A 14,689-nucleotide genomic window follows, 5' to 3' on the forward strand; every position below is an offset into this window, starting at 1 on the left:
GCCTCTCCGTGTAGGGGTTGTCAGAAAAGCGGCTAGCTTGCCATGCCTGCGATAGCTGCACAAGCACAGCAAGCTTCAAAAATCAGAGCTGCCAGTGCTTACCAAGAAAGGATTTCAAACTTATTGAACTTGCAAATCCTTATCTGAAAAGCGCTAAGCGCTTTCATTTTTATTGCAGCATGCATGAAGCAAAGGCGCAGAAAGCAGAAAAGCCCTTGATCATTGCTGATCAAGGGCTTTGAATTCTGGTGGCCTGGGACGGGATCGAACCGCCGACACGCGGATTTTCAATCCGCTGCTCTACCAACTGAGCTACCGGGCCGTTTGTAGAAAACGCGATTGTATATCAAACCAGAGCAGCCTGGCAAAAATATTTTTAACCGCGGCGACTGCGTCCCAGATCAACACCCAGCTGGCGCAGCTTGCGATACAGGTGGGTGCGCTCCAGTCCGGTTTTTTCTGCCACGCGTGTCATGGACCCGCCTTCGCGGGCCAGATGAAACTCGAAATAGGCTTTCTCAAAACCATCGCGTGCTTCACGCAGAGGGCGGTCCAGATCAAAGCCCTGGTGGGCACTGGGCACGCTGTCTGCAGCCTGGCTGGCATTCGCCACAGGTCGCACCACGGCAGCATCGGTGCTGTAAGTCATGCGCTCTGCCACGGGCGCTGCGCCCGCAGGGGCCGCGCCAATCATTGCGCCCGGAGCTTTTGCTGGCGGCGTGCTTGCGCTCTTGGCCAGCCCCTGCTCCACGGCCTTGAGCAGCTTTTGCATGGTGATGGGTTTTTCCAGGAAAGACAGTGCGCCAATGCGCGTAGCCTCTACCGCCGTCTCAATCGTGGCATGACCACTCATCATGATGACAGGCATGGTGAGCTGACCCGAAGTGGCCCACTCCTTGAGCAGGGACACGCCATCGGTATCAGGCATCCAGATATCGAGCAACACCAGATCAAAGTTGCCTGAATTACGAGCGACACGGGCTTCTGTGGCATTGGCCGCTAACTCAACGCTGTGACCTTCGTCGTTGAGGATCTCCGACAGAAGATCCCTGATGCCCAACTCATCATCTACTACCAGTATGTTTGCCATGAGATTCGAAAGCCTATGTACTTCAGGTATCAGGTTCACCGCCCTCACGGTGTTTCGGTGCTTACGGGGACAAATGATAGCGACACTTGTGCACCTTGTACCATGCCGTTATCCATGCGATTTGCCAGATCAATGCGTGCGCCGTGCTCGTCAGCAATCTTTTTCACCACGGCCAGACCCAGCCCGGTTCCCCGGACCTTGGTCGTGACATAAGGCTCAAAAGCACGTTGCAGAATGTGTGCCGCAAAACCTGCGCCACTGTCACTGACGGTCAGTCGCACACGCTTGCTGCTCTCTACCCACTGAATGGTGATTTCAACAGCAGGCGGCGTCACACCCAGTGATTCAGCCTGCTGCAAGGTCGCATCTTGTGCGTTTTGCACCAGGTTATGGATGACCTGGCGCAATTGCTGTGCATCTCCCGCGATGCGTGGAGCGGATGGATCGAGCTTGGCTCGCACAGGCACCTGGGCATTTTCTTCACCGTACAGCTGCATCAGCTCCATCACCAGCGCGTTCAAATCCAGCGGCTGCAATTCTGCGGCAGGCAAGCGTGCATAGTCGCGAAACTCATTCACCAAACGTAGCATTGCTGCTACTTGATCAACAATTGTTTTCACCGATCGGTTCAGCAGTGCCTGTTCTGGCGGCTCCAGCTTGTCTGCCAGCTTGATGGAAAGACGCTCGGCAGACAGCTGAATCGGTGTCAGCGGATTCTTGATTTCATGCGCCACACGGCGTGCTACCTCGGCCCACGCCTTGGAACGCTGCGCAGAAACAATCTCCGAGATATCGTCAAACACAATCAGGCGCCTCGACTGCGGCAGCTCTGCACCACGCACCACCAGCGTGGTCTTGTTCTGGGTGACCACGCCGCTGTCAGCTTGCTGCTCTGGATGCTCCAGCGACAACTCCAGCACCTGCTGCCAGCGATCACGCCCCGCATCCGCACCCTGCTCGCCGAGGAAAATCTCGAACTGCTCCTGCACCAGCTGCGCCATACCAGCCAGACCCGGCACCTCTTCCAGCTTGCGCCCAATGTAGATCGCCATGGGCATGCGCAGAATGCGTGTGGCACCAGGGTTGATAGACAGCACATGCCAGCGGTCGTCGAGCACCAGCACGCCCGAGGTCAGATTGTCCAGAATCGTCTGCAGATTGGTGCGCGCAGCCTTCACCTCGGCCATGCTCTTGTCCACTGCCGTGCGGGCATCCAGCAGCTGCTGCGTCATCAGCGCAAAGGAGCGCGTCAACCCGCCCAGCTCGTCCTGGCTTTGCAGCGCCATCTTGGGCGTCAGGTCTCCACGCGCCACATCGCGCACGCCCTGCGCCAGCACCAGCAATGGGCGCGCAAGGTGATTGCCCAGCAAGACCGCCAGCAGGACCGCACCAAACACCGCCAGAAACAGACTCAGCGTCAGCGTACCTATGTACATGCGCTGCAGCCCCTGGCGCGCCAGAGCGCGCTCCTGGTATTCACGGTTGGCATCCTGCACGGCCAGTGCATTCGTCACCAGCGCACTGGGCAGCGGGATGATGGCCTGCAGGAAGCGGGGCTTGCTCACCAGCATCAACCGCGGGTCACTCACCAGTGCCAGGGTTTTCACATAGGCATGCTCGCCTTCTTCACCTGCACCCCAAGCCCCCACTTCATCCAGCCCTTCGATGCTGGCCAGCGGCCGCAGGCCAGTGCGCAGACTGCGCAGCTGCTGGTTGCTGGGGCGTTCAGGGTTGAGGTCGAACATGGACATGCCCACACTGGCCACGGCTACACCCGCTTCATTCCACAGGATCACATCGGTAGCGCCCAGCTGTTCTCGGATGCGCTCCAGCACCACGCCCGCGGCCGCATCCGGCACCTGGGCCAGCTGCTGGCTGGCAGCCCGCGTGTTGTTCGCCATGTCATTGGCCACAGTCTCCAGCGTGACGCTGGCCAGATTCACGCCAGCGCTCAGCGCCCCCTCGACCTTGACGTCAAACCAGCTTTCAATCGAGCGCGAGACAAACTGGTAGGACACGACATAGATCAGCAGCCCCGGCACCACACCGACCAGACCAAAAATGGCCGCCAGTTTGAGCAGCAGGCGGCTGCCAAACTTGCGCTGGCGCCAGCGCACCGCCAGGCGTATGGCCATCCACAGCAGCACCAGCAGCAGTGCAGATGCCACCAGCACATTCAGGCCAAACAACCATGCGTAGTGCTGTTCATACAGCTCCCGGTTGTTCGTGGCCTGCATGAGCAGAAAAAGCAGCACCAGGCCGATGGCACACATGACCGTGCCCAATACGCCCAGCACCCAGCGCATGGATTTACGCGAACTTGGCGCACTCATTGCAAAGCTTCCAGATCCACAGTTTCCCGGCGTGTGACCAGCAGGTTCCAGTCTGAGCGTCCCAGTGCACCAATCTGCAGGGGGCGGGGGAAATGGGATAAATCAATACGAAAGCGCAGCTGCAGCAGCGCCGTGCCATCCGATGGCAGTTCGGACATGCTGCCAATGCGCCAGCGCACAATCCGCTGCATGGCCTGCACCGCATCCGCCAGTGATTCAAACGTGCTGGACAGCGCCAGCTTCAGGCCCTGACCTTCAAAGGGCTGGCTGCCGTCATACAGACGCCAGCGACGGATGAGCGGCTGGTAGCTCAGCCGCATGTAGCGTACTGCGCTGAGCAACTGCTGGTCACTCCAGTACCAGCGCTCGCGCAACATTTGCGCTTCAGCGATGAAGTGCACGGGAATGCCCTTGAGCAAGGCATCCAGCACCAGATCAGGCAATGACCACTGAAAGCGCGCACTCAGCAGCAGGGACTCACCATCGCGCTGCAGACGCAGGTTCTCCCAGTCCAGGCTTTTATCCACCGAAGCAGTCTCTGGAGACGGCTCTGCATCCCCCTCTTGCAGTGGCGGCAAAGACGTAGCTTCCTGCGCATGCGTACCTTGGGCCGTCAGCAACGCCGATGCCCCGAGTGCCAGCACCCATGCAGCAGCTGCGCGACGCTGCTGCCCATGGGGAGGCAGCGCAGCATCAGCCGTTTTTTTGCAGCAGGGCGTAGAAGAATCCGTCGTGGTCACCTGCAGCATTGTCTGTGACAGGTGCAGCTGCCACGTCATTTCCCGGAATTAAATGTCCGGGGGACGGTAATAACTGTGCCCGGGTGTTGCGTGCAAGAAACGCTTGGATTTGCGCCTCGCCCTCTGCCTTGAACACGGAACAGGTGCAATACAGCATGCGTCCACCTGTTCGGAGCAAAGGCCACAGGGCATCCAGCAGCTGGGACTGGATCGCAGCCAGCTGGTCAATATCGCTGGCACGGCGCAGCCAGCGCACATCAGGGTGGCGGCGCACAATGCCCGAAGCGGAACAGGGAGCATCCAGCAAGATGGCATCAAACTGCGCACCACCATTGGCAGCCTGCCACCACTGCGCAGTCTGACCGGCATCAGCCACCAGCACCTTGGCGCGATCCTGCAGCTGCAGACGCTGCAAGGTATCGTGAATGCGTTCGCTGCGCTCGGCATCGACTTCCAGCGCCGTCACACGCACGGGTGAAGCCGCACCGGCGTATTCCAGCAAATGCGCCGTCTTGCCGCCCGGTGCGGCGCAGGCATCGAGCAGCTGCAAAGGCTGGCTCAGATCCATGCCCTTCAGCAACAAGGGCGCAGCCAGCTGCGCGGCACCATCCTGTACCGACACCATGCCCTGCTCAAAGCCTGGCAAAGCATGTACGGGCTGCGCCTTGTCCAGCTGCACACCGGCTTCACCAAACACAGATGCATCAATATTGATAGCTTTCAGCGCTTGCTGGTACTGTGCGGGAGTCGTTTTTTGCTTATTAACTCTCAGGCTCATGGGGGCCTGGGTGTTATTGGCCTGCAGAATGCGCTCCCAGTCCTGCGGATAGTCTTTTTGCAGGCGCTCCAGCCACCACTGCGGATGGTTCCAGCGTGCCAGCGGATCGCCGTCCGTCTGCGCCACCAGGGCATCACGTTCGCGCAGGAAGCGGCGCAGGCAGGCGTTCACAAAGCCGGACTGGCGCATCAGGCCGCCACGCTTGGCTGCCTCCACCGCCTGGTTCACCAGCGTGAATGGCTCATAGGGGGCCTGCTCAGGGTCCCAGGCCAGTGCGAGGGCCGTACACAGCAAGGCATCCACCTTGGCCGGTGGGGCCTTGGGGGCCAGTTGCTTGCGCAGGGCCTGGGCACGGCCCAGCTGGCGCAAGACCTGAAACAGCAATGCCTGCACGCCAGGGCGCAGGCGGGGCGACACGGATGCCAGCGCTGCATTGCCAGACTGGCCATCCAGAATCATCTGCAAGCCCTGGGCCACGGCAGCCAGCTGCTGCCACAGGGCAATCGGTGCTGCAGTGCCCGAAGGCGCTGCAAAGGAGGGAAAAATCTTTCGCGTCATGCGGTAGGCTGCATCAGCAATGCAGCATCTTTCTGAAAACTACGACCGGGGCGATAGCCACTCAGTCGTGCAACCACACAGGTAGGAGCCTGTGCAATCGACTGGTTGTAATGGGCCATGGCGTCATTGAACTGCGCAAGGCTGTGCATCTGCAGCGTATGCAGCTGCTGCCAGCGCTGTGACCATTCCTGCACATGCTCAGTGTGCATCTCCGACTTGTCTGCACACTGCTGCACATAGGCCTGCCATGCGACCTGTGCACTTTGCCATGCAACGTCCAGCGCAGCCACAGACTCGGGGCGAATGGAGCGCTTGCCCGGCTGCTCAGCGGCAGATTCCAGTACATCAGCGCTGGACAGCAGCGCCTGCGGTGCATGGGGCACGAACACACCTGCCACCTGTTCCTTGAGCAGTTGCATGCGTGCGCAGTTACGCATCATTTCCACAATCTGCACAAACTGCTCCTGCACAGGTGCAAATGCCTGTGTGCAATGGTTTTTCAGCCGCTTGATGCGCTTGAACGCACCAATGCACCAGAACACCAGCACGGCAAGCAGCAGCAACTCCAATGAAAGTATCCACATCGTTCCAGCCCGACCCAGAGGTACCAATAAAAACGCTCCCTACCCGCCGCGAGGCAAGTAGGGAGCGCAATGCGCCTAACGCGGCACAGCGTGGCGATTAAGCAGCACTGTCGTCAGCGTCATCCGTAGCGGCAGCCATTTCAGCAGCTTCGGCTTCGGCGATGGCGCGACGCTCGGCGTCGTCCATGGCTTCCTTGGCCTTGCGTGCCTGGTGGTATGCCAGACCGGTACCGGCAGGGATCAGACGACCCACGATCACGTTTTCCTTCAGGCCGCGCAGCTCGTCGCGCTTGCCCATGATCGCAGCTTCGGTCAGCACGCGGGTCGTTTCCTGGAAGGAAGCCGCAGAGATGAACGAATCGGTCGACAGCGAAGCCTTGGTAATACCCAGCAACACGTTGGAGTAGGTTGCGGGGATCTTGCCCTGGGCCTGCAGCGCTTCGTTGGTGTTGAGGATCTCGGAACGCTCCACCTGCTCGCCAGCGATGTAGGTAGAGTCGCCGGGGTTCTCGACCACCACGCGACGCAGCATCTGGCGAACGATCACCTCGATGTGCTTGTCGTTGATCTTCACGCCCTGCAGACGGTACACATCCTGCACTTCGTCCACGATGTAGCGCGACAGCTCTTCGATACCCAGCAGACGCAGGATGTCCTGAGGATCGGCAGGGCCGTCCACAATCAGCTCACCCTTGTTCACCACCTGGCCTTCGTGGACCAGAATGTTGCGCTCCTTGGGCACCAGTTCTTCCCAGACCTTGCCTTCCAGATCAGTGATCTGCAGGCGGACCTTGCCCTTGGTTTCCTTACCAAAGGAGATCGTACCGGTCATCTCGGCCAGCGTACCCTTGTCCTTAGGCGTACGTGCTTCGAACAGTTCGGCCACACGTGGCAGACCACCGGTAATGTCTCGGGTCTTCTGGCCTTCCACAGGGATACGTGCCAGCACCTCGCCGGGGCCCACTTCCTGGCCGTCGCGCACCTGAATCAGCGCGCCGACCTGGAAGCCGATGGTCACGGAGTGGTCGGTACCAGGGATCTTGACTTCCTGGTCGTTGGCATCCACCAGCTTGACCTGAGGACGCACCACCTTGGTAGAACCACGACGCTTGGGGTCGATCACGACCAGGGTCGACAGACCGGTCACATCGTCCACCTGCTTGGCCACGGTCAGACCTTCTTCCACATTCTCGAACTTCACGCGACCAGCGTATTCGGTAATGATGGGGCGGGTCAGAGGGTCCCAGTTCGCCAGGATCTTGCCGGCCTTGATGGCTTCATCAGGCTTGATGGTCAGGATGGCACCGTAAGGCACCTTGTGACGCTCACGCTCGCGGCCGTTTTCGCTGATGATGATCTCGCCGGAACGGGAAATCACCACCAGTTCGCCCTTGGTGTTGGTCACATAACGCATGGTGGCGTTGAAACCAATCGAACCGTTGGACTTGGCTTCCACGCTGGAGGCCACTGCTGCACGCGAAGCCGCACCACCAATGTGGAAGGTACGCATGGTCAGCTGGGTACCAGGTTCACCGATGGACTGCGCAGCGATCACACCCACAGCTTCACCCAGGTTCACCAGACCACCGCGGCCCAGGTCACGGCCGTAGCACTTGGCGCACAGACCGTAGCGGGTTTCGCAGGTCAGCGCAGTGCGGACCTTGATTTCGTCCACGCCCTGAGCTTCCAGCTCTTCGATGATGTCTTCGGTCAGCAGGGTACCTGCAGACAGCAGCACTTCACGGTTTTCGGGGTGCAGCACATCTTCCGCAGTCGTGCGGCCCAGCACACGATCGCGCAGGGATTCGATCACTTCACCACCTTCCACGATAGCGCGCATCAGCGTGCCATTGTGGGTGCCGCAGTCGTTTTCGGTCACAACCAGATCCTGGGTCACGTCCACCAGACGACGTGTCAGGTAACCGGAGTTCGCAGTCTTCAACGCCGTGTCGGCCAGACCCTTACGGGCACCGTGGGTCGAAATAAAGTACTGCAGAACGTTCAGACCTTCGCGGAAGTTCGCGGTAATAGGTGTCTCGATAATCGAGCCATCTGGCTTGGCCATCAGACCACGCATACCGGCCAGCTGACGAATCTGAGCTGCCGAACCACGAGCACCCGAGTCCGCCATCATGTAGATCGCGTTGAAGGACTCCTGGTCCACTTCGTTGCCGTGACGGTCAATGGTCTTCTGAACCTTCAGCTGGTCCATCATCACCTTGGACACGTCGTCACCGGCCTTGCCCCAGATGTCCACCACCTTGTTGTAGCGCTCACCTGCGGTCACCAGACCGGAGACGTACTGCTGCTCGATTTCCTTCACTTCGGCTTCTGCGCGAGCCAGGATATCGGCCTTCTGTGGAGGTACCAGCATGTCGTCGATGGACACGGAGAAGCCCGCGTGTGTCGACAGACGGAAGCCGTTTTGCAGCAGCTTGTCAGCGAACACCACGGTGGCCTTCAGGCCGCACTTGCGGAAGGAAGAATTGATCAGCTTGGAGATCTCTTTCTTCTTCAGCGCCTTGTTCATGTGGCTGAAAGGCAGGCCCTTGGGCAGAATTTCGGACAGCAGCGCACGGCCCACGGTGGTTTCCACCAGGCTCACGCTCTTTTCGAATTCGCCAGTTTCCTTGTTCTTGGTCCACTCAGGCAGACGCACGCTGATCTTGGCGTGCAGTTCCACTTCACCAGCGTCCAGTGCGCGCTGCACTTCGTTGGTGTCCAGGAACACCATGCCTTCGCCCTTGCCGTTGATCTTTTCACGGGTGGCGTGATACAGACCCAGCACCACGTCCTGAGAAGGAACGATGGAAGGTTCGCCCGAAGCAGGGAACAGCACGTTGTTCGAAGCCAGCATCAGTGCGCGAGCTTCCATCTGTGCTTCCACAGACAGAGGAACGTGCACAGCCATCTGGTCACCGTCAAAGTCAGCGTTGAACGCCGCGCAGACCAGTGGGTGCAGTTGCAGTGCCTTGCCTTCGATCAGGATAGGTTCGAACGCCTGGATACCCAAACGGTGCAGCGTAGGCGCACGGTTGAGCATGATGGGGTGTTCTTTGATGACCTCTTCCAGGATGTCCCACACCACAGGTGTGCCGGATTCCACTTCCTTCTTGGCAGCCTTGATGGTCGTAGCAATGCCACGCTGCTCCAGCTGAGCAAAGATGAAGGGCTTGAACAGCTCCAGCGCCATCAGCTTGGGCAAACCGCACTGGTGCAGCTTCAGGTAAGGACCCACGGTAATCACGGAACGACCGGAGTAGTCCACGCGCTTACCCAGCAAGTTCTGACGGAAGCGACCGCTCTTACCCTTGATCATGTCGGCCAGCGACTTCAGGGCACGCTTGTTAGCGCCCGTCATGGCCTTGCCGCGACGGCCGTTATCCAGCAGCGAGTCCACAGCTTCCTGCAGCATGCGCTTTTCGTTGCGCGCAATGATTTCAGGAGCCTTCAACTCGAGCAGACGACGCAGACGCGAGTTACGGTTGATCACGCGGCGATACAGGTCGTTCAGGTCGGAAGTGGCAAAACGGCCACCATCCAGAGGCACCAGAGGACGCAGATCGGGAGGCAGCACAGGCAGCACTTCCAGCACCATCCACTCGGGCTTGATACCGGACTTCTTGAAGGCTTCCAGCAGCTTCAGGCGCTTGGCGTTCTTCTTGACCTTGACTTCAGAGCCAGTCAGGTCGTTGCGCAGGCGCTCGATTTCGCTGTCGATGTCGATGGACTCGAGCAGCTCCTTGATCGCTTCCGCGCCCATCTTGGCGGTGAACTCGTCGTAGCCGTATTCCTGGCACTTGGCGTCGTAGTCGTCCTCGGACATGATGCTGAACTTCTTCAGCGGGGTCATGCCGGGGTCGGTCACCACGTAGGCTTCAAAGTACAGCACGCGCTCGATGTCGCGCAGTGTCATGTCCAGCACCAGGCCCAGACGCGAAGGCAGGGACTTCAGGAACCAGATGTGGGCGCAAGGGGCTGCCAGGTCGATGTGACCCATGCGCTCGCGGCGCACCTTGGTCTGCGTGACTTCAACACCGCACTTTTCGCAGATCACACCACGGTGCTTCAGGCGCTTGTACTTGCCGCACAAGCATTCGTAGTCCTTGATAGGACCAAAGATCTTGGCGCAGAACAGGCCGTCGCGCTCGGGCTTGAACGTACGGTAGTTGATGGTCTCAGGCTTCTTCACCTCACCAAAAGACCAGGAACGAATTTTCTCGGGCGAAGCCAAGCCGATCTTGATGGCATCGAAATGCTCATCCGGCGTGAATTGCTTGAACAGGTCGAGTAGCGATTTCATGTAACTCTTTCCCTTTTCACAAAATTTATAGCTGCTAGCGCTTGCAGGACAAGGGTTTCAATATGAAACCCCTTGCAAATCCTTTATGGACAAGCGCTAGGCGCTCACTTTCTTTAAGGCCTTAGGTACGTTCGAGTTCGATGTCCAGGCCCAGGGAACGAATTTCCTTGACCAGCACGTTGAACGATTCGGGCATACCGGCTTCGATCGCATGTTCGCCCTTCACAATGGATTCGTACACCTTGGTACGACCCACCACGTCGTCGGACTTCACCGTCAGCATTTCCTGCAGAACGTAGGCGGCGCCGTATGCTTCCAGCGCCCACACTTCCATCTCACCGAAACGCTGACCACCGAACTGCGCCTTACCGCCCAGAGGCTGCTGTGTCACCAGCGAGTAAGGACCGGTGGAACGAGCGTGCATCTTGTCGTCGACCAAGTGGTGCAGCTTCAGGTAGTGCATGTAGCCCACGGTAGTGGGGCGCTCGAAGCGCTCACCAGTACGGCCGTCATACAGATAAGCCTGTGTGCGTGTCTCGGTCAGACCCTTGCGCTCCTTCAAGTCATCAGGGTATGCCAGCTTCAGCATGTCCTTGATTTCCTGCTCGGAAGCACCGTCAAACACGGGCGTTGCGAAAGGCACGCCGTCCTTGAGGTTCTCAGCCATGCGCATGATTTCGTCGTCGCTCAGCTGAGACAGGTCTTCCTTGCGGCCGCGGCTGTTGTAGACCTCGTCCAGGAAGGCACGCACTTCAGCCACCTTGGCTTCGTCACGCAGCATGTCGCCGATGCGCTGGCCCAGGCCCTTGGCGGCCCAGCCCAAGTGCACTTCCAGCACCTGACCGATGTTCATACGCGAAGGCACACCCAGGGGGTTCAGCACGATGTCGGCAGTGGTGCCGTCGGCCATGAAAGGCATGTCTTCCACAGGCACGATGCGCGAGACCACACCCTTGTTACCGTGGCGACCGGCCATCTTGTCACCAGGCTGCAGACGGCGCTTGACGGCCAGGTAGACCTTGACCATCTTCAGCACGCCAGCAGGCAGCTCGTCGCCCTGTGTCAGCTTCTTGCGCTTTTCTTCAAAGGCCAGATCGAATTCGTGGCGCGTCTGCTCCAGCGAGTTCTTGCTGGACTCCAGCTGTGCAGCCACGTCGTCTTCGGCAGGACGGATGTCGAACCAGTGGAACTTCTCGACGCTGTCCAGATAAGCCTTGTCGATCTTTGCGCCCTTGGCCAGCTTGTTGGGGCCGCCATTGGCCACGCGACCGATCAGGAGCTTTTCGATACGGTCAAACGCGTCAGCTTCCACGATACGCAGCTGGTCATTCAGGTCCAGACGGAAGCGCTTGAGTTCATCGTCGATGATCTGCTGAGCGCGCTTGTCACGCTGGATGCCTTCACGGGTGAAGACCTGCACGTCGATCACGGTACCGGACGAGCCCTGGTCCACACGCAGCGAAGTGTCCTTCACGTCGGAAGCCTTCTCACCGAAGATGGCGCGCAGCAGCTTCTCTTCAGGGGTCAGCGTGGTTTCACCCTTAGGTGTCACCTTGCCCACCAGCACGTCGCCGGGCAGCACTTCAGCACCCACGTAAATGATGCCGGACTCGTCCAGACGGTTCAGTTGCTGCTCGGACAGGTTGGGGATATCGCGGGTAATTTCTTCCGCACCCAGCTTGGTGTCACGCGCCATCACCACCAGTTCCTCGATGTGGATCGAGGTGTAGCGGTCATCCGCCACCACGCGTTCGGAGATCAGAATCGAGTCTTCGAAGTTGTAGCCGTTCCAGGGCATGAAGGCGATCAGCATGTTCTGACCGATGGCGATTTCGCCCATGTCGGTCGATGCGCCGTCAGCAATCACGTCACCCTTGGCCAGCACGTCGCCGCGCTTGACCACAGGACGCTGGTGGATGTTGGTGTTCTGGTTCGAACGCTGATACTTGATCAGGTTGTAGATGTCCACACCCACTTCACCAGCCACGGCTTCAGCGTCGTTCACGCGGATCACGATGCGGGTTGCGTCCACATAGTCCACGATACCGCCGCGACGCGCAGTCACCACGGTGCCGGAGTCCACAGCTGCCACGCGCTCGATACCGGTGCCGACCACAGGCTTTTCAGGACGCAGCACAGGCACGGCCTGACGCGACATGTTGGCACCCATCAACGCGCGGTTCGCGTCGTCGTGCTCCAGGAATGGAATCAGGGAAGCCGCCACCGACACGATCTGTGCAGGCGACACGTCCATGTACTGCACGCGCTCAGGCGACAGCAGGGTCGATTCACCCTTTTCACGGGCAGACACCAGCTCACCCACCAGACGGCCTTCTGCGTCGAGCTCGGCGTTGGCCTGCGCGATCACATACTTGCCTTCTTCAATGGCGGACAGGTAGTCGATTTCCATGGTCACCTTGCCATCGACCACGCGACGGTAAGGGGTCTCGATGAAGCCGTACTCGTTCAGACGAGCGTACAGCGCCAGCGAGTTGATCAGACCAATGTTTGGACCTTCAGGCGTTTCAATAGGGCAGACGCGACCGTAGTGGGTCACGTGCACGTCACGCACTTCAAAGCCTGCACGTTCGCGGGTCAGACCACCTGGGCCAAGGGCCGAAACACGGCGCTTGTGGGTGATTTCGGCCAGAGGGTTGGTCTGGTCCATGAACTGCGACAGCTGCGATGCACCGAAGAACTCCTTCAGCGCTGCAGAAATAGGCTTGGAGTTGATCAGGTCGTGAGGCATCAGAGGCTCTTGCTCTGCCTGGCCCAGACGTTCCTTCACAGCCTTTTCGATACGTGCCAGACCGGTGCGGTACTGGTTTTCGGCCAGTTCGCCCACGCAACGCACGCGACGGTTGCCCAGGTGGTCGATGTCGTCCACTTCACCACGGCCATTGCGCAGATCCACCAGCAGCTTGACCACTGCCAGAATGTCTTCGTTGGACAGCACCATGGGGCCTTCGGCCGTATCGCGGCCCACACGAGCGTTGAACTTCATGCGGCCTACGCGCGACAGGTCGTAGGTGTCTGGGTTGTAGAACAGACGCTGGAACAGCGCTTGCACGGCGTCCTCGGTAGGAGGCTCACCAGGGCGCATCATGCGGTAGATAGCCACACGTGCAGCGAACTCGTCCACGGTTTCGTCAGTACGCAGGGTCTGCGAGATGTAGGCGCCCTGGTCCAGTTCGTTCGTGTAGATGCACTGGATGTCCTGGATGCCGGCGCTGCGCAGCTTCTTCAGCACGGCTTCGGTCAACTCTTCGTTGGCCTTGGCAATGATTTCGCCAGTGTCAGGATCGATGATGTTCTTGGCCAGCACGCGACCCAGCAGGAAGTCTTCAGGCACGCTGATGTACTTGGTGCCAGACTGCTCCAGTTCACGGGTGTGACGTGCAGTGATGCGCTTGTCCTTGGCGACAACGACCTTTCCGGACTTGTCGGTAATGTCAAAGCGTGCCACTTCACCCTTCAGACGATCGGCCACAAATTCCATTTGTGCGCCGCTGTCCATCAGACGGAAGTTATCGTTCACGAAGAAGTGCGCCAGGATCTGCTCGGGGTTCATGCCGATGGCCTTCAGCAGGATCGACACGGGCATCTTGCGGCGACGGTCCACGCGGAAGTACAGCAGGTCCTTGGGGTCGAACTCGAAGTCCAGCCAGGAGCCGCGGTAAGGAATGATGCGTGCCGAGAACAGCAGCTTGCCAGAGCTGTGGGTCTTACCCTTGTCGTGCTCGAAGAACACGCCTGGCGAGCGGTGCAGCTGCGACACGATCACGCGCTCAGTACCGTTGATGATGAACGAGCCCTTGTCAGTCATCAGGGGCACTTCGCCCATGTAGACCTCTTGCTCCTTCACTTCCTTGACTACCTTGGACTGGGCAGTAGAAGACTCGCGGTCATAAATAATGAGTTGCACCTTGGCACGCACGGCCGAAGCGTAGGTCAGACCACGGGTCTGGCACTCTCGCACGTCAAACGTGGGCTTGGCAAGGTTGTACTCAACAAACTTCATCTCCACAAAACCATTGTGGGAGACGATGGGGAAGGCGGAATTGAAGGCCGCTTGCAGGCCCTCATTGCTGCGTTTTTGGGGCGGTACGTCTGCCTGCAGGAATGCGGTGTATGCATCTTTTTGCATCTGCAGCAGGTAAGGCACTTCGAGCACGCTATCGCGGCTGCCGAAACTCTTGCGAATTCGCTTGCGTTCGGTGTAAGAATAGGCCATGAGATCTCCGGGCAAAGACTTGAGTCCTGGGTCTGCGACGACACTGTCCAGCACGTACAGCGCACGCAC

The 14,689-nt window shown here is 59.2% G+C and carries 7 protein-coding genes and 1 tRNA gene; all 8 read right to left on the reverse strand.

Annotated features, from left to right (window positions below; all coding sequences use genetic code 11):
• Window positions 1–246: 246 nt before the first annotated feature.
• Window positions 247–322, reverse strand: a tRNA-Phe gene (locus B5M06_RS04595).
• A 54-nt stretch (window positions 323–376) separates the two neighbouring features.
• Window positions 377–1,090, reverse strand: coding sequence for a response regulator (locus B5M06_RS04600; RefSeq protein WP_054065704.1), 714 nt, complete (start codon window positions 1,088–1,090; stop codon window positions 377–379).
• Window positions 1,091–1,134: 44 nt separating this feature from the next.
• A complete protein-coding gene (locus B5M06_RS04605; RefSeq protein WP_054065705.1) occupies window positions 1,135–3,423 on the reverse strand; it encodes a sensor histidine kinase in 2,289 nt (762 codons plus the stop codon).
• The gene (locus tag B5M06_RS04610; RefSeq protein ID WP_080025168.1) at window positions 3,420–4,172 is read right to left on the reverse strand and encodes a DUF4390 domain-containing protein; all 753 of its coding nucleotides are present in this window, start codon (window positions 4,170–4,172) and stop codon (window positions 3,420–3,422) included. Before B5M06_RS04610 ends, B5M06_RS04605 begins: the two co-directional genes overlap by 4 nt.
• Window positions 4,117–5,499, reverse strand: a complete 1,383-nt coding sequence (gene rsmB, locus B5M06_RS04615) for a 16S rRNA (cytosine(967)-C(5))-methyltransferase RsmB (protein WP_054065706.1) — start codon at window positions 5,497–5,499, stop codon at window positions 4,117–4,119. Before rsmB ends, B5M06_RS04610 begins: the two co-directional genes overlap by 56 nt.
• Window positions 5,496–6,062, reverse strand: a complete 567-nt coding sequence (locus B5M06_RS04620) for a hypothetical protein (protein WP_130932647.1) — start codon at window positions 6,060–6,062, stop codon at window positions 5,496–5,498. The genes rsmB and B5M06_RS04620 overlap by 4 nt, the downstream gene beginning before the upstream one ends.
• A gap of 118 nt (window positions 6,063–6,180) precedes the next feature.
• Window positions 6,181–10,386 carry a DNA-directed RNA polymerase subunit beta' gene (gene rpoC / locus B5M06_RS04625; protein ID WP_054065708.1) on the reverse strand — a complete coding sequence of 1,402 codons (4,206 nt, stop codon included), beginning with the start codon at window positions 10,384–10,386 and terminating at the stop codon, window positions 6,181–6,183.
• 121 nt (window positions 10,387–10,507) lie between these two features.
• The gene (gene rpoB, locus B5M06_RS04630) at window positions 10,508–14,620 is read right to left on the reverse strand and encodes a DNA-directed RNA polymerase subunit beta (RefSeq protein ID WP_054065709.1); all 4,113 of its coding nucleotides are present in this window, start codon (window positions 14,618–14,620) and stop codon (window positions 10,508–10,510) included.
• Window positions 14,621–14,689: the final 69 nt, after the last annotated feature.

It is taken from the genome of Comamonas kerstersii, assembly GCF_002056725.1.
Lineage (GTDB): Bacteria > Pseudomonadota > Gammaproteobacteria > Burkholderiales > Burkholderiaceae_C > Comamonas > Comamonas kerstersii.